Origin of the sequence: Gilliamella sp. Gris3-2 (genome assembly GCF_001690345.1) — a bacterium.
Taxonomy (GTDB): domain Bacteria; phylum Pseudomonadota; class Gammaproteobacteria; order Enterobacterales; family Orbaceae; genus Gilliamella; species Gilliamella bombi.
This window is the reverse complement of the sequence record NZ_LZHB01000024.1, coordinates 22,080-39,833: the sequence shown is the minus strand read 5'-3', so window position 1 is coordinate 39,833 and position 17,754 is coordinate 22,080. Positions and strand designations below refer to the sequence as shown.

At 34.9% G+C, this 17,754-nt stretch carries 18 protein-coding genes; 6 read left to right on the top strand and 12 right to left on the bottom strand.

The annotated features are described in order from the left end of the window. Positions 1–171: 171 nt before the first annotated feature. The 6 genes from rplL to pgk form a co-directional block, all read right to left on the bottom strand. Positions 172–540: a 50S ribosomal protein L7/L12 gene (rplL, locus tag A9G32_RS04390; RefSeq protein WP_034884317.1), complete on the bottom strand. Its 369-nt coding sequence runs from the start codon at positions 538–540 to the stop codon at positions 172–174. A gap of 58 nt (positions 541–598) precedes the next feature. Then, positions 599–1,096, bottom strand: coding sequence for a 50S ribosomal protein L10 (rplJ, locus tag A9G32_RS04385; protein WP_065589635.1), 498 nt, complete (start codon positions 1,094–1,096; stop codon positions 599–601). A gap of 231 nt (positions 1,097–1,327) precedes the next feature. Further along, complete coding sequence (rplA, locus tag A9G32_RS04380) at positions 1,328–2,029, bottom strand: 50S ribosomal protein L1 (RefSeq protein WP_065589636.1); 702 nt, start codon at positions 2,027–2,029, stop codon at positions 1,328–1,330. Between the two features lie 3 nt (positions 2,030–2,032). Continuing rightward, complete coding sequence (rplK, locus tag A9G32_RS04375) at positions 2,033–2,461, bottom strand: 50S ribosomal protein L11 (protein WP_034884321.1); 429 nt, start codon at positions 2,459–2,461, stop codon at positions 2,033–2,035. A gap of 187 nt (positions 2,462–2,648) precedes the next feature. Continuing rightward, on the bottom strand, positions 2,649–3,728 hold the full coding sequence (gene fbaA, locus A9G32_RS04370) for a class II fructose-bisphosphate aldolase (protein WP_065589637.1): 1,080 nt from the start codon (positions 3,726–3,728) through the stop codon (positions 2,649–2,651). A 73-nt stretch (positions 3,729–3,801) separates the two neighbouring features. Next, positions 3,802–4,965, bottom strand: a complete 1,164-nt coding sequence (gene pgk, locus A9G32_RS04365) for a phosphoglycerate kinase (RefSeq protein ID WP_065589638.1) — start codon at positions 4,963–4,965, stop codon at positions 3,802–3,804. Between the two features lie 224 nt (positions 4,966–5,189). Here pgk and rpsT point away from each other — a divergent pair, with 224 nt between their 5' ends. The 4 genes from rpsT to dtd all read left to right on the top strand — a co-directional run bounded on the left by rpsT (position 5,190) and on the right by dtd (position 7,493). Further along, positions 5,190–5,453, top strand: coding sequence for a 30S ribosomal protein S20 (rpsT, locus tag A9G32_RS04360; protein ID WP_025316521.1), 264 nt, complete (start codon positions 5,190–5,192; stop codon positions 5,451–5,453). A gap of 117 nt (positions 5,454–5,570) precedes the next feature. Continuing rightward, complete coding sequence (locus tag A9G32_RS04355; RefSeq protein WP_065589639.1) at positions 5,571–6,194, top strand: SPOR domain-containing protein; 624 nt, start codon at positions 5,571–5,573, stop codon at positions 6,192–6,194. 23 nt (positions 6,195–6,217) lie between these two features. Beyond that, positions 6,218–7,051: a virulence factor BrkB family protein gene (locus tag A9G32_RS04350; RefSeq protein WP_218055834.1), complete on the top strand. Its 834-nt coding sequence runs from the start codon at positions 6,218–6,220 to the stop codon at positions 7,049–7,051. 7 nt (positions 7,052–7,058) lie between these two features. Next, positions 7,059–7,493, top strand: coding sequence for a D-aminoacyl-tRNA deacylase (gene dtd / locus A9G32_RS04345; protein WP_065589641.1), 435 nt, complete (start codon positions 7,059–7,061; stop codon positions 7,491–7,493). A gap of 155 nt (positions 7,494–7,648) precedes the next feature. Here the strand turns inward: dtd and metA are convergent, their stop codons facing one another. From metA to rne, 6 genes are all read right to left on the bottom strand, one after another. Further along, the gene (metA, locus tag A9G32_RS04340; RefSeq protein WP_065589642.1) at positions 7,649–8,581 is read right to left on the bottom strand and encodes a homoserine O-acetyltransferase MetA; all 933 of its coding nucleotides are present in this window, start codon (positions 8,579–8,581) and stop codon (positions 7,649–7,651) included. A 211-nt stretch (positions 8,582–8,792) separates the two neighbouring features. Further along, positions 8,793–9,605, bottom strand: coding sequence for a peptide ABC transporter ATP-binding protein (locus tag A9G32_RS04335; RefSeq protein WP_065589643.1), 813 nt, complete (start codon positions 9,603–9,605; stop codon positions 8,793–8,795). A 22-nt stretch (positions 9,606–9,627) separates the two neighbouring features. Next, positions 9,628–10,617 carry a peptide ABC transporter ATP-binding protein gene (locus A9G32_RS04330; protein ID WP_065589644.1) on the bottom strand — a complete coding sequence of 330 codons (990 nt, stop codon included), beginning with the start codon at positions 10,615–10,617 and terminating at the stop codon, positions 9,628–9,630. 2 nt (positions 10,618–10,619) lie between these two features. After that, positions 10,620–11,480, bottom strand: coding sequence for an ABC transporter permease subunit (locus A9G32_RS04325; protein WP_065589645.1), 861 nt, complete (start codon positions 11,478–11,480; stop codon positions 10,620–10,622). Next, a complete protein-coding gene (locus A9G32_RS04320; RefSeq protein WP_176701316.1) occupies positions 11,473–12,213 on the bottom strand; it encodes an ABC transporter permease subunit in 741 nt (246 codons plus the stop codon). The genes A9G32_RS04325 and A9G32_RS04320 overlap by 8 nt, the downstream gene beginning before the upstream one ends. A gap of 266 nt (positions 12,214–12,479) precedes the next feature. Beyond that, entirely contained in the window at positions 12,480–15,170 is a 2,691-nt protein-coding gene (gene rne, locus A9G32_RS04315) for a ribonuclease E (RefSeq protein ID WP_065589647.1), read from the bottom strand. Positions 15,171–15,912: 742 nt separating this feature from the next. Between rne and syd the strand changes: the two genes are divergently transcribed. Together syd and A9G32_RS04305 are read left to right on the top strand one after the other, a co-directional pair. After that, complete coding sequence (gene syd, locus A9G32_RS04310; protein ID WP_065589648.1) at positions 15,913–16,446, top strand: SecY-interacting protein; 534 nt, start codon at positions 15,913–15,915, stop codon at positions 16,444–16,446. Between the two features lie 118 nt (positions 16,447–16,564). Continuing rightward, positions 16,565–17,740, top strand: a complete 1,176-nt coding sequence (locus tag A9G32_RS04305; protein ID WP_065589649.1) for an amino acid aminotransferase — start codon at positions 16,565–16,567, stop codon at positions 17,738–17,740. The last annotated feature ends 14 nt before the right edge of the window (positions 17,741–17,754 follow it).

Below are 17,754 nucleotides of genomic sequence, written 5' to 3'. Positions count from 1 at the left end.
CCTGACACCTCATCGAAAATATCTATAAATATCAATTGATTAGGTTTAATAAATATACTATTTCTTTATTATTTTTTATTGATAATCTTCAAATAAAATTCTTTAACTTATTATAGCGCAAAAAGGCTGGAGGTATAAAACCCCCAGCCATTTATCGGAATATCGATAAACTTATTTAAGCTCGACAACTGCACCAGATTCTTCAAGTGCTTTCTTAAGTTCATCAGCATCGGCTTTGCTAACGCCTTCTTTAACTGTTGCTGGAGCTGATTCAACAAGGTCTTTAGCTTCTTTTAAGCCTAAACCAGTTGCACCACGAACTGCTTTGATAACAGCTACTTTATTAGCACCAACATCTTTTAAGATTACATCAAATTCAGTTTTCTCTTCTGCTGCTTCAGCTGGACCTGCTGCGGCTACGGCTACAGCTGCTGCTGCAGAAACACCAAATTTTTCTTCCATCATTGATACAAGTTCAACAACATCCATAACAGACATTTCAGCAACTGCATCTAAAATTTGTTCTTTAGTGATAGACATAATATAGTTTCCCAAATTTACATTTTTTAATTAATAAAATTCACAATCAAACCGCCAATTAAGCAGCTTCTTTTTGATCGCGAACCGCTGCAAGAGTACGAACCAATTTGCCAGCTGCGGCTTCTTTCATGGTTGACATCAAGCGAGCTAATGCTTCTTCATATGTAGGTAATGTTGCTAAGCGATCAATATTCGCTGCAGTAATCAACTCACCTTCAAAGGCTGCGGCTTTAATCTCAAATTTTTCATTTTCTTTCGCAAACGCCTTAAAAATACGCGCTGCAGCACCTGGGTGCTCATTTGAAAATGCAATTAGAGTTGGACCAACAAACGTATCTTTTAAACACTCATATTGAGTGCCCTCAACAACACGGCGTAATAGCGTATTACGAACAACACGCATATAAACACCCGCTTCACGAGCAGATTTACGTAATGCAGTCATTTTTTCTACAGTTATGCCTCGAGAATCAGCAACAACTGCAGATAGCGCACCTTTGGCGATTTCATTGACTTCAGCAACAATTTCTTGTTTATTTTGAAGATTTAGTGCCATTGGTATTGCTCCTGGATTATACTAGGCAAAAGCCTAGACTTATTCAAGCTAGCTACAAATATAGCTAGCACAACCACGATGAGCAGAATCCTTCTATTATATCTTATCAGGTTCTGTCACCGTCTACGTAGGAAAATTAAGTAGTCACACAACAACCACACCTACGGTCTTGGACGGGGTCTGGTTAAGGCCAGACACCAACCGATTCCTCTATTTAATTATAAATAATAATTAAACAGTTGCATTTAATGTTGCTTGATCAATAGCAACACCAGCACCCATTGTAGTAGAAAGGCTAACTTTCTTAATAAATACACCTTTAGAAGAGGCTGGTTTTGCACGTTTCAACGCAACAAGTAATGCTTCTAAATTTTCTTTAAGCTTATCTGCATCAAAATCAGCTTTACCAATAGTAGTATGGATAATACCATTCTTATCATTACGGTAACGGATCTGACCAGCTTTAGCGTTTTTTACAGCTTCTGCAACGTTAGGAGTTACAGTTCCAACTTTAGGATTTGGCATTAAACCACGTGGTCCTAAAATTTGACCTAATTGACCAACAACGCGCATAGCGTCAGGTGATGCAATTACGACATCAAAATCCATTTCGCCTTTTTTGATTTGATCTGCAAGATCGTCCATACCCACTAATTCAGCACCAGCTTCTTTTGCAGCCTCTGCATTTGCACCCTGAGTAAAGACAGCAACACGCACGCTACGTCCAGTACCATGAGGAAGAACGATCGCACCACGAACATTTTGATCTGATTTACGTGAATCAATACCTAAATTAACAGCAACATCAACACTTTCTGTAAATTTAGCTGTAGCTAATTCTTTTAATAAAGTAATTGCTTCATTGATATCATATTGTTTAGTTGCGTTTACTTTTTCGCGGATAAGTTTAGCCTTCTTAGATAATTTAGCCATGAATTAACCCTCCACTTCCAAGCCCATTGAACGAGCTGTCCCTTCAATAGAACGCATCATCGTTTCAATGGTAGCACCATTCATATCTGCAGCCTTCAATTCAGCGATTTCGCGAATTTGTGCACTCGTTACTTTACCTACTTTTTTCTTATTAGGTTCACCTGAACCAGACTTGATTTTAGCCGCTTTCTTTAACAAAACAGCTGCTGGAGGTGTTTTAGTTACGAATGTAAATGAACGGTCAGAATAGACTGTAATTACAACAGGAATTGGTAAGCCTTTTTCCATGCTTTCTGTTTTTGCATTAAATGCTTTACAGAATTCCATGATATTCACACCATGTTGGCCAAGTGCTGGACCAACTGGCGGACTAGGATTTGCTGCACCAGCTGCAACTTGCAACTTGATGTAAGCTTGTACTTTTTTTGCCATTTTTAGTTTCCTTTGCTTGGGTGCAAACGCCTCTATTAATAATAATTATTAATAAATAGACAGCTCCCCTAAGTTAAATGAGGGCAGAATTATCCTATAACTTAATTGAAAATGCAAGATTTAATTTAAGTATAGATAAATCAAAAGCAAGGCAAATACCTTGCTTTAATCCTAAATAACATAAAAATTAAAGAACACCTACAGCATTAAGCTCTTTAAATGCAAGTTCTAAACGAGCAACTAAAGAATCTTGTCCCTTACGTAACCATACGCGAGGATCGTAGTATTTTTTATTTGGAGCATCAACGCCTTCAGGGTTACCTAATTGCCCCTGTAAGTAAGCTTCATTTGCTTTGTAATAATCTAAGATACCAGACCAGTTAGCCCATTGCGTATCTGTGTCAATATTCATTTTAATTACACCATAACTAACTGCTTCAGCTATTTCTTCCGGTGTAGAGCCTGATCCACCATGGAATACAAAGTTTAATGATTTAGCTGGTAGATTATATTTTTCAGATACATATTTTTGTGAGTTATCTAAAATTTTTGGCGTTAATTTAACATTACCTGGTTTATAAACTCCATGCACATTACCAAATGAAGCTGCAATAGTAAAACGAGGACTGATAGCACTTAAACGTTCATAAGCATAAGCTACATCTTCCGGTTGAGTATAAAGTGCTGAGCTATCCATATGACTATTATCAACACCATCTTCTTCACCACCAGTGCATCCTAGCTCTAACTCTAAAGTCATTTTCATTGCTGACATACGAGCAAGATATTGACAACAAATATCAATATTATCTTTTAATGACTCTTCTGAAAGATCAATCATATGAGATGAAAATAATGGTTTACCTGTTTTAGCAAAATGAGTTTCGCCTGCATCCAGTAACCCATCAACCCATGGAAGTAATTTTTTAGCGCAGTGATCAGTATGAACTATAACAGGGACTCCATATTTTTCAGCCATAAGATGAACATGTTTTGCGCCAGAAATAGCACCCAACACAGCACATTCTTGACCTTCTAATTTTAGGCCTTTACCAGCAATAAATTGAGCTCCACCGTTAGAAAACTGAACAATAACAGGAGAACCTACTTTTGCGGCTGTTTCAATAACGGCATTGATAGTATTTGTGTCAACACAGTTAACCGCAGGTAATGCAAAGTTATTTTCGCGAGCGATTTGAAATACTTTTTGAACATCATCACCAGTGACAACACCAGGTTTAACAACATCAGAAATCTTAGTAACCATTTTATTACCTATAAATTTATTTATAAAAATTAAAGGATGAGTAATTATCTCATCCTTTTACTGAACTCAAATACTAGGCCTTTGCTCTAGCTTCTAACATCGCAACAGCGGGTAGTTTTTTACCTTCAACAAATTCAAGAAAAGCCCCGCCACCAGTTGAAATATAAGAGATTTTATCTTCAATACCAAATAGATCGATTGCAGCTAATGTATCCCCACCACCAGCAATTGAAAAACCTTCGCTATCGGCAATTGCTTTGGCTACAATTTCAGTACCACGACGGAAATTAGGAAATTCAAAAACACCCACTGGACCATTCCATAAAATGGTTTTAGCATTTTTGATAATATTTGCTAATACTTCTGCTGATTTATCACCTAAATCAAGAATTTGTTCATTTTCTTTAACGTCTTTAACTGATTTTTCAGTCGCTGTTGCTGTTTCACTAAATTCTGTTGCAACACGAACATCAGTTGGAACTGGGATTTCACAGTTAGCCATTAATTTTTTAGCTTCTGGAATTAAGTCTGCTTCATAAAGAGACTTACCTACATTATAACCTTCAGCGGCAATAAAAGTATTAGCAATACCGCCACCAACAATAATTTGGTCAGCAATTTTTGATAAAGAATCAAGTACGGTTAATTTTGTTGATACCTTAGAACCGGCAACGATAGCAACCATTGGCCTTGCTGGATTATCTAATGCTTTACCTAACGCATCAAGTTCAGCTGCTAACAATGGCCCAGCACAAGCCACTGGCGCAAATTTACCAGCACCATGAGTCGAAGCTTGAGCTCGGTGAGCTGTACCAAATGCATCCATTACATAAATATCACAAAGAGCAGCGTATTTTTTAGACAAAGTTTCATCATCTTTACCTTCGCCTACATTGAAACGAACGTTTTCAAGTACAACTAATTCGCCTTCTTTTACATCTACACCATTGAGGTAATCTTTTACTAAACGAACAGGGAATGACACGTGTTCTTTTAAATAATCAACAACAGGTTGTAAAGAGAACTCTGGATTATACTCACCTTCTGTTGGACGGCCAATATGAGAGGTAACCATTACTTTAGCACCTTTTTTGATGGCTTCTTCAATAGTAGGTAGTGATGCTTTAATACGCGCATCGGAAGTTACCTTACCATTTTTGACCGGCACATTAAGATCTGAGCGAATAAATAAGCGTTTTCCTTTTAGATCAAGATCTTGCATTCTAATAATAGACATGATACTTCCCCTTGTAAAATATAAATAAAATAAAACTTACGCCATTCTAACATAAAAATTCTTTTTAGGTTATAGGGATTGCTGTGCAAATAATAAACATTAATAATAAATACAAAAACTACCAACATATTTTTTTATGTAACGCCATTGACAATAGGAAGAAATTAAGGCATATTTTGCCACCTTATTAATATGTAATTTTTATCTAAACTTGGGAGTTGACTTTGGCTAATATCAAATCAGCTAAGAAGCGTGCGGTTCAATCCGAAAAACGCCGTAAACATAATGCTAGTAACCGTTCAATGATGCGTACTTATATTAAGAAAGTTTACGCAGCTGTTGCAGCTGGTGATAAACAAACAGCTGAAGTGGCATTCAAAGACATGCAAGCAGTTGTTGACCGTCAAGCGGCTCGTGGCTTAATTCACAAAAATAAAGCTGCACGTCATAAAGCAAATTTAATCAAACAAATTAAAGCGTTGGCTTAATACATTAATTTTTTAACTAACATAGTTAAAGAAATACGAAAAAAAGTGGTGTAAGCCACTTTTTTTATTTATATACTAGTTTTATTTTACACAATATTATTAAAAAGAGAGTTTATTGTGGTTCAGCGTGATTATGTCAGAAAAAAGAGCCAATCAAAAAAAAGTAAGTCACGAAATAAGCCTAATTTTATGATATTTTTGGCTATTATAATCATTATTTTATTTTCTGCTATTCTCTATTTTGTTGCAAATAATACACCTAAAAAAACCGCTGAACCGCCAAAAACAAAAACTCAACCTCCTTCAATAACTTTACCTGAACAACCTCAAGAGCGTTGGACATACCTTAAGGAATTAGAAACTCCTAATGCTAATTATGGTTCCGCGTCAAGTTCAATTGCTAGTGAAAGAGAGCAAATCCTAAATAGCTTTGTTAATAATTCACGCAGTGTGACGTCTTCTAAAAAAGAAGCAACAACGCAAAACCAAACATCAAATGTAACATCACAACCAACACAAGCTATTACAAACAAATGGCTATTGCAATGTGGAGCATTTAAAGATAAATCTAATGCTGATAAACTAAAAGCTAAGCTTGCAATGACTGGGGTTAGTGGCAATATTTCTTCAGGCCAATTATATCGAGTCACAGTAGGACCTTATACCAGTAAAAAAGAAGCCGATATCACATTAAACTTATTAAATAGTAATGGGATTAATAATTGTGTTATTTCTAACTAGAATATAAAAAGCCGATGAGATCAATGACGCAAATACAGATTTTTATAAAAATGTTATGGAATCGTATCAACCATGACCGGCTAACAACATCTTCTGCGGGACTTGCTTATACCACTATACTAGCACTAGTTCCACTTATTACCGTTATTTTTTCTTTACTTTCAGCTTTTCCTATGTTTGATGAAATTAGCCATTTATTGAAACAATTAATCTATAACAATCTTGTTCCAACGGCGAGTGACACCATTCAAAATTATTTAGAACAATTCATCTCCAATACAAAAAAAATGACCTTTGTTGGTGTAATTGGTCTGATTGTTACATCACTGTTGCTTATCAACTCAATTAATACAGCACTTAATCATATTTGGCAAACTAAACGCAAACGTTCCTTCATGTACAATCTAACCATGTATTGGACAATACTAACCTTAGGCCCAATTTTAATTGGTTCTAGTATAGCGATTAGCTCTTATATTTTTTCATTGAAATGGCTATCTACCGCAACAACGGGTAATATACTACTTAATTGCTTACCATTTATTATTTCTATGATTGGATTTTGGCTACTTTATAGCATTATCCCGACCGAGTCTGTACCTTTAAAAGAATCGATGATTGGAGCGTTTGTCGCTGCAGCATTATTTGAAATAGGTAAACGCGCATTTGCACTATATGTTACTTCGTTTCCAACATATCAACTTATTTACGGAGTAGTATCATCAATCCCCATTATGTTAGTTTGGATCTATTTTTCTTGGTGCATTGTCTTGTTTGGGGCCGAATTTGCAGCAACCTTAACTGACTATAATCGACAAAAAAAACATATTGTTAACAACCCTTCTTTACCAGAGTAATTAAATTATGATCGCCTTAATCCAACGAGTAAAACAAGCTAGTGTGACAATAGACAATAATATCATTGGGCAGATTAATCAGGGTTTACTGATTTTCCTGGGAGTTGAGCAAGATGATGACGAACAAAAAGCAATTCGTTTATGTGATAAAGTTTTAGGTTATCGTATTTTCAGCGATAATGAAGGAAAAATGAATTTAAATGTTAACCAAGCTAATGGCGAAATATTAGTTGTTTCTCAATTCACCCTAGCTGCAGACACTAAAAAAGGAATGCGACCAAGCTTTACAAAAGGCGCTAAACCCGATGAAGCAAATAGGCTTTACCAGTTTTTTGTAGAACAATGCCAACAAAAAATAACAACTCAAACAGGCCAATTTGCAGCTGACATGCAAGTATCATTGATTAATGATGGTCCTGTAACATTCTGGTTACAAGTCTAGTTATATAACTAAAATTACATTTAGATAATATTTCGCAAGTTTTACCAATTATTATTTAATATTTGGCATTGTAAGATCCAATTTAAATAGGTTATTGTTAAATAAATCTAGCAACAACCTAACAAAATTTGATTATAAGATACGGCTAACCTTTATTAGTCATCAATCGTTAAATTTCGAGTAGTTAAATCAAATGGAGTTAACTGGTAAACATAATAGTTGAGCCAATTACTAAATAATAGGTAAGCGTGGCTACGCCATGTGGCTTTTGGTGTTAAATGAGGATTATTATCAGGAAAATAATTATATGGCATATCAGGATGAATACCTGCATTTAAATCTCGATAATATTCATTTGCCAACGTTGAAGAATCATATTCAGGATGGCCTGTTACAAACACCATTCGCTTATCAGCTGTAGCCATTAAATAAGGACCGGTAATATCAGACTCAGCTAAAATAGTTAAATCGGTATATGTTTTTATTTTATCAATTGGAAAATCAGCATAACGAGAATGAGGAGCCCAAAAGGTATCATCAAAACCACGTGTTAAAATCGCATTAGTTTGCACAATATGATGCTGAAAAACACCCGATAACTTTTGCGTGCGAGTAAATTTTGGTAAATCATATAAGACATTCAAAGCAGCTTGAACACCCCAACAAACAAACATAGTTGAAGTAACATGATCCTTTGCCCAAGTAATAATTTTGGCTAACTTAGACCAATACACAACATCGGAAAAAGCCACTTTCCCTAGTGGGGCACCTGTTATAATTAACCCATCAAAATTTTGCTCACAAATATCATCAAAATCACAATAAAAACTATTTAAATGTTCAATAGGCGTATTTTTAGACTCTCGCTGATCAATACGTAATAACTGAATATCAACTTGTAAAGACGAATTAGAAAGTAAGCGTAAAAATTGGTTTTCTGTTTCGATTTTTTTAGGCATTAAATTTAAAAAAAGAAGCTTAAGAGGTCGAATTTCTTGGGTATTAGCACGCGATGAAGTCATAACAAATACATTCTCATTACGTAATACATCAACCGCAGGTAATGAGTCAGGAATACAAATAGGCATAACAAAAACTCCTAAATCGGTAAGTAATTTTTAAACATCAAAATAGACGTCTAGAAATCTATATAGCTAAATATAGTATCTTTTAATTTATTTGTCGAGATTTTTTATTTAACAAAATCATCAGAATAATCAAATTACAAATTAACAAACATTCTAAAGAAATGTGTATTACTTCATGCAAAAATCAAAATCACTCCGATAGATTTGTTAATTAAAAAGTACGAGTATCGGTACGCCAAGTATCTGCAGTAAGCGCTTCACCAAAATAGCTATTAATTAATTTTTGGGTAATATCACTCAGCGGTGAAGCTAATACTTCAGCAGTATTACCATATTCAACCAATTCGCCATTATGCATAACTAAAATTTCATCGCTGATATGTTTCATCATCCCAATATCTTGAGTAACATATACATAAGAGATATTTTGTTCAGCTTGTAACATCAGCATTAAATTAACAATTTGTGAACGCATCGAAATATCAAGTGCAGCTAATGCTTCATCTAAAATTATCACTTTAGGTTTTAAAATCAATGCTCGAGCTAATGCTACTCGCTGTTTTTGCCCCGCAGCCATCACTGAAGGATAATAAGAGGCATGTTCAGGTAACAATCCAACTTGCTTCAATACATCTCTAATTAACTTTTCACGTTCATGAGCATCATAATTAGCATTACACTTTAATGGGATTTCAAGCAATTGCCCAATACGTAATCGTGGATCAAATGAACTTTCTACATGCTGAAATATCATACGAATTAGTTGACAACGATAGCTATAATCGCCGTATTGAACTTTATTACCGTCAATCCAGATATCTCCACTATCAGGCTTTATCATACCAACTAACATTTTTGCGAGTGTCGATTTGCCAGAGCCATTTTGTCCGATAATTGCAAGCGTTTTACCTTCATTAAGAGAAAACGATAATGGCTTCACCGCATTAATGTATAAATGTCCCAGAAATCCTTTAGGAATTTTAAATTGCTTAGATAAGTTACGCACTCTTAATATTGGATTCATCGTATATTCCTATTATTTATGGCTACTCATCAGTATTTAACGGAAAATGACAGGCTACGAAATGATCTTTTATCGGTATCAATTCTGGCGCCAAAATACATTTTTTCTGGGCATATGGACAACGAGGACCTAATCGACAACCTATTGGTAGGTGTTCTAATGATGGGATCACTCCAGGCAAAGTATTTAAAGGACTTTTATGCGGCATCGCTTTACCAAAGTCAGGAATTGCATAAATTAGCGCCTGAGTATAAGGATGATAAGGCGATTTAATTAAATCTTTACTATCAGCAACTTCAACTGTCTGTCCACAATATAAAACATTGATACGATCAGTCCATCTGGTAACCATTTGCAGATCATGACTAATAAATAAGATAGTGGTACCCACATTTTGATTCATACTAGCTAGCAACCTAAAAATTTGTGCTTCTGTAGTTGCTTCCATCGCATTTGTCGGCTCATCAGCAATAAGTAGCTTAGGCTGATTAGCCAACGCAATTGCAATCATGACTTTTTGACATTCACCTTCAGTCAATTCAAACGGATAAGATTTTAATATCTCCTTATGATTCTTAATTCCTACCCGATGCAATAACTCAATCGCTCGATGTTTACGCCAAAATAACCTTTGCCACCAATGCCCTTTAAATGTCCTTCTTGGAATTGCACTAATTAACTGTTGTCCTACTTTCATGGAAGGATCTAAGCAAGATTGTGGTTCTTGGAATATCATCGATATATTGGCACTAATGACTTTTCGGCGCTGTCTAGGAGTGAGTTTAAGTAAATCAATGTCATTAAAATAAAATCGATCAGCTGAAATCTTCCAATTATGATTAGTCACACCTAAAATAGCTTTAGCGATAAGGCTTTTTCCAGATCCTGACTCACCAACTAAACCTCGAATTTCACCTTCTGACAACTTTAAATTTACACGATCAATTGCACGTAAAAGACCATCTGGTGTAATAAACTCAATGGTTAAATTCCGAATATCTAACAATGCCATAATTAAGTTCCTGCTCGACGGCCATATAATCCAAAATTGAATAAATAAACCAAAATAATTGTAGCAGAAACCGCAATTCCCGGAGATAAAAAGGCTAAATAATTAGTTGCAATGATATCTTTCATTTGAAACATCATCATACCTAAATCTGGTCGAGAAACATCATTAGCAAAACCTAAAAAAGTTATAGTAGTAATAGTTAAAATAATCGAACCAAATAGCGAAACAATTTCAGTCAAATAAATAGGTAAAATATTAGGTAAAATATAATGATTAAAAATTGTAAAGGAAGATAATCCATCAAGTCTATAGGCCGTAATATATGTTTTATTCCATTCATTGATGGCACGCTGATGAATATTATAAATAAAGCGTGGCGTATAAGATAACCCTATTACCAATAAAATATTAGTAATGTCATCTTCTAATAATAAGCTAATAACAATCACACCAAGTAACGGTGGTACTACCATACAAAATTTAAAAACAAATAATATAAAAGGGCGTATAAATGATATAAAAAACATTAAATAATTGATTAACCCACCAATGACTACCACATAAAAAACCGCCTTTAAGGTCATTGACATAGTTGAGCGATAACCAATTAACAAATAATCAAAAATATCTTGTCCTTTAGCGTTAGTACCTAATACATGATTAATATCACCATTAGACCACCAAGCAGGTGGTAATGAAGTTGGGTAAATAGGGTTTAAATGAGCATGAAAGAACCATTTGGTTGATAATGCCACAAAGGCAAGCGCCAATATGCCATAAAGGCCAACAACTAAGTAGAAATTACTATGCAACCGATTAAAGCTTAAATTGACATTTTGAAGCAATCTTGCTCGCCTAGACATAATGTTCCTTATGACGTAAAGGATAAATAACTACCGCCGAAATTTCGCCCAATAACGTTAACAAACTGATGACAGTGCCACAGGCTAAAATGGCAATAGAAATAACAAAATAATTATGATGATGATAAGCAAGCATCCCCCATTGCCCCAATCCTACTCGATTAAATAAAATTTCAATTACCATAGTTGAAAAAAGTAGTGTTGTCGTATTATAAGTCAGCTGTGGAATAGTTGCAGGAATGGAATTAGGTAATAAATGGCGGCGTAAAATTTTAAACGGTGATCGTTCACGAATAATCGCCATTTTAATAAAATTCTGTCGTGATGTATTTCTTACATTCTGGCTAACGAGTTGAATAGTCATAATGCTTGGTTGAATAGCTAAAATAATGATCGGCAAAAACAAATAGTGAAGTTGGCCCAATATCATATGCCATTTATCTGTTTTTGATGAAATTAAAAGATCCAATAACGAAGTTCCAGCTACTGATGGCGATACATTAAAATTCATCGATATCGACCAAGTTGGCGATAACCAATACATAACAATAATAACAACCATAACTATAGGGCAAGAATACAAAGATAAAGATCCTAAACGGATAATATTATTTAACCAATGAATATTACTAAGTCCAAGAAAAATTCCCAATGGCAATCCAATCAGTAAAGCAACGAATAAAGCAAGAATGCACAGTTCAAATGTAGCCAATAGTGTATGGAGAAACGGCACTGTTTCTCCAGTTAACAATCTGAATTGCCCCTGCAGCAACTGTTTAAAAAAAGCACTGTAGGCATCCAAAAAGCTTAAATTATTAATGTTAAATGTTGAGTGAGGGCTAAAATAAACTAAACAAAAACTAATCTGAGCTAATACGCAGATAATAAACAAAAACGTTACTATTTTCTTGAAAATATAGATAATCATTATTTATCTTTATCGCTATTATAATTAATTAAAACACGGCAACATAACCACGCCACCGTGTTTTAATCTATTTATTGATTATCCAGTATTACTGGTTTACTTGCTGCGGCATAAGCATGATCCTGAGCACTTAAACCACCAGCATTACCTTTACCTTCAAAATGATAATCTGATTCTTCACGCAATTTTATTTCAACATCATAAGTCACATATTCTGGTGCAGGTGCTTTAGTCATTGCTGATGAGGAATAACCTATTGAGTGTGAATCATTAATTACAAGATCATTATCATTTTTCTCACTAACGTTAAAATCCTCTTGAGCACTTACAAATATGGGAGCTTTTGATACCTCATCAACACTAGCAGTTCTATTTACATCTTCCTCATTTTTAACAATAACAGGAAGTAAAAGCGATGGAATGACAGGTACCACATTATGTGGTTCATAATTAGCTATTTGACTGTAATCAACAACAACACGACCTAAAGCTAATTCCAATGATGCTGCAGCAAACGGCAATGGTATTGGAGACTGTTTTAGTTCTACATTACGAACACGGCGTTTATTACGTTGGCCATTCATTCGTAAATGTCTTGAAGTACGACGCTGACGTTTCGGTTGAATTTCCGATACAATATTGCCCTCAGCTGATTCTGAGACAATAACAGGTAATAATAAAGAAGGGATAATTACTCGTTCTTGTTCAGTCTGCACCGTGGCAGTAGTATTACTATTTTTCACACGAACACTTTTAGTTAATGCTCGTTGTTGGCGTCTTGGCTTAGCCTCACGCAGTTTTGGTTGTACCACTTCCTCGACAACTCTATCTGCCTTAAGATTGTTTTCAGAGTCTGACAAATTAGCATTTGAATTACTATTTTGTTTAGCTCTGCGATTATTATTTCGACTTGATTCTTTAACCTCGTCAATATTGCCTGCTGCAACAAAATTACCATTATTAGCAGCATTGTTATTTCGGTGATTACGTTGACGTCGATTGTTTGAACGTTGATTATCCCGTCTTTTAGTCGGTCTTGTTTTAACTTCTGGCTGTGGTTCTACTTTTTCAGTAACAAACAGTTTACGTAATTTACCAAATAATCCACTAAACAGACCGCCTGATTTTATAGTTTTTGACTCTACCTTTTCTTTTGGTGTTGCACAAGCTTCAACTTTAGGTCCAGATAATACAGCTTGTTCAACAATAACTTCAACAGCTTGTTGCTCTTCTTCCTCTTCCTCAAGTTCACGAATCAATTTTGGAAGATTATAACTCAGTACATCTGTTTCTTCGCCTCTACGCTTACGAATCACCTTATACAATGGTGTTTCCATCTCTTCATCGCCAGCAATCACAATTTTGACATCAGGATGCATACTTTCAATATTGGTGATAGCACGACGTTTTTCGTTGAGTAAGTAGCTCGCTATTGGCACAGGAACAATGACATCGATTTGTACTGTATTATCTTTCATTGCTTCTTCTTGAATCAATCGAAGAATAGATAAAGACAATGAATTATTGTCCCTAACTGTGCCTGTACCTTGACAACGAGGGCAAATGTGATGCGTTGCTTCGCGTAATGAAGGGCTTAAACGTTGGCGCGACATTTCAAGTAAACCAAAGCGTGAAATTCGCGTAGTTTGAATTCGTGCACGATCGGTTTTCATCGCTTCTTTTAAGCGGTTTTCTACCTCACGTTGATTACGGACTGGTGTCATATCAATAAAATCGATAACAATCAAACCACCTAAATCGCGTAAACGTAGTTGACGAGCTATTTCTTCGGCTGCCTCAAGGTTAGTATTAAATGCTGTTTCTTCAATATCACTACCACGAATGGATTTAGCCGAGTTAATATCGATTGCTGTAAGCGCTTCTGTGGCATCAATAACAATTGAACCACCAGAAGGTAAGCGAACTTCTCGCTGAAATGCCGATTCAATCTGCCCCTCAATTTGGAAATGATTAAATAATGGCACATCACCCTCATAAAGCTTTAAGCGACCGATATACTCAACTCGTCCCAAATCAGCTAAACGTTTTTTAGCAATCTCAAGTACTTTAGGATTATCAATTAAAATATCACCAACATCATCACGCAAATAATCACGAAACGCACGAGTAATGATATCACTTTCTTTATGAATCAAGCTTGGTGCAGGATGTTTTTTGGCTTCGTTTTGAATTGCTGTCCAATAGTTAACTAATGCATCTAAATCTTGTTGCAACTCCTCTTGGCTTTTACCAACTCCTGCCGTTCGAGCTATAACACCCATGCCTTTTGGCTTTTCAATTGCATCAATAATACGCTTAAGATCTGCTCTTTCTTCACCTTCTATACGGCGCGAAACACCGCCAGCACGAGGATCATTAGGCATCAACACCAAGTAGCTACCAGCTAAACTAATATAGGTGGTTAAAGCCGCACCTTTTTTGCCACGAATCTCTTTTTCAATTTGGATAAGGACTTCTTGACCTTCCTGTAGATGTTTAATACTACGACGACCAGAAATATTAGATGGGAAATAGCTTTCAGCAATCTCTTTTAAAGGTAAAAAACCATCACGCTCACCACCATACGAAACAAAAGCGGCTTCTAAACTTGGATTGATTTTAGTGATTTTACCTTTATAAATATTCGCTTTTTTTTGTTCATGTCCAAGGCTTTCGATATCTAAATCATACAATCGTTGACCATCAACAAGCGCAACTCGCAGCTCTTCTTGCTGGGTTGCATTGATTAGCATTCTTTTCATTATTCTACACTCTTGATTAATCTTAATTAACAGTAGGTAGAATCTTATTATTGATAAGTGATTATTTTAACAATGATGAATAATGGTACTTAACTAAATATTGGTATACAGCATTCATTATTTTATTTATGTTATTTTTGTTATTATTTTATGTGAACCTGATACCGCTTACACAACATCAATATCATACATTAAGTAACATGCTAAATTAAAAAGCACTAAATATTTAAAAAAACCTAATTGTATAATTTATTGACACTATTAATATGGCTAATTTGCAAACCTATGTTTCTTAACGGCTTTAGCAAATAAACTAAATCTTTATGCAATTGTTTAAAATAAACATATTATCTAATTATAATGATTCTACTTACGCTATTTTATTTTGAAAAACTGTAATGTCTAACGCCATTGCTGCATTACAAGGATAAAATTATCCGTCACTATTATTAACGTTTCAGTCAAGGATAGCAAGCAAATTAAACTGGCTGTTTTACAAACAGTTAAGAATTCATTTTTAGCTATATTCAACTTGCTTTAATCACACAATAAATAACTTATTTAATTTGCTTAAATTTTTTACTGAAACACATAGTTACCTGAAACTTTTTTACAAAATTTTTTCTTACTAATTATCCCATTAACTAAAAATAAAACACCGATGCAATTATGCATAACGAATCCTAATCAGTATAATTACAATAAAATGACATTATAATTTAAATATGAGATATATCTATTTATGAACTCTGCCAATAAAACTGCCTTACTTAATTTTACTACTCGTTGGATTGAGCAATTCAAATACGCACCACAAAGCGAAGAACTACATGCCATCCCCTCGCCTTGTATTTTAAAAACTGACCATCTCACGGTATTTTGGCAACCATTTTTATTAGAACCACCAAGAGATCTCTCGATTGTTGAACAAGTTATTGGTATCATTTTACATCCCTCTGCTCACATTTTTTATGGTACACAATATGCTGGCAATATGACGGCTAAATTTACCGACACACATTTAACCTTAATTCAAGCATGGAACGATGATGACTTTTCAACTTTAGAACAAAATTTAATAGCTCATTTATCCCAACAAAAAAGATTAAAACGAACACCAACCATTTTTATAGCTACGACGGATGACAGCACAAAAATAATTTCATTAAACAATTTAACGGGCGAAATAGTAAAAGAGGACTTAATTACAGGAGAACTAACGACATTAACTAATGATTTGATTTCATTTTTTAATCAACTTACAGTTTTTCAGTAACTATAAGAACGTTAAAAATTTTACAAAAATCTATTTTATCGTATACCTATTTGAAATTGTAACTTACAAAATAATGTGTATATAATGCAGTAATAATAATCAATTAAATAGGTGGATTATGTTTGAAAATTTGACAGCAGCACCAGCCGATCCCATTTTAGGGCTAGCAGACCTTTATAATAAAGATGAACGCACCAATAAAATTAATTTAAGTGTCGGTATTTATAAAGATGAAACGACCAAAACCCCTATTTTAGAAAGTGTCAGAAAAGCAGGGCATTTGTTACTAAATGACGAAACCACAAAAAGTTACTTTCCTATTGACGGCCTCAAATCCTTCAATATTGCAACGCAAACTTTGCTTTTTGGTAGTGAAAATGAACGAGCAAGAACTGCACAAGCACCTGGAGGAACAGGGGCTTTACGCATTATGGCAGACTTTTTAGCTCGTCGAACCAAAATAAAACGAGTTTGGGTTAGTAATCCAACTTGGCCAAATCATCGTAGTGTATTCCAAATGGCAGGCCTTGAAGTACGCGAATACCATTATTACAGTGCACAAACGCACACTCTTGATTTTGATGCCATGATGAGTAGCTTAAACCAAGTTACCGCTGGCGAAGCGGTATTATTCCATGGATGCTGTCATAACCCAACGGGTATCGATCCAACTCCAGAACAATGGCAAGCTATATCGGATCTTGCCTTAAAAAATGGTTGGTTACCACTGTTTGATTTAGCTTATCAAGGCTTTGGACAAGGTATAGAAGAAGACGTTTATGGGTTACGGTTATTTGCCAATAATCATCCAGAACTACTTATTGCAAGTTCATATTCTAAAAATTTCGGTTTATATAACGAACGAGTGGGAGCATTTACATTAATTGCGGCAAATGCTGAAATTGCCGATCGAGCCTTTAGTCAAGTCAAAACAATTATTCGAGCTAATTACTCAAACCCTCCTGCCCATGGTGCTAAAATCGTCTCTTATATATTAAACAATGAAGAATTAAAAGAAGAGTGGATTGATGAATTAACAAGCATGCGTCAACGCATTCACCGCATGCGACAACTATTTGTAAAAACCTTACAAGACAAAGGTGCAAATCAGGATTTTAGTTTTATTGCCAAACAAAATGGCATGTTTTCGTTCAGTGGCTTGAACGAAGAACAAGTGCTAAAATTACGTAATGATTATGGCATTTACATCGTAAACTCAGGACGTATCAACGTGGCTGGTATGACATTAGATAACATGTCCAGACTTTGCGAATCAATTGTTGAAGTACTATAGAAATTTTAATAATA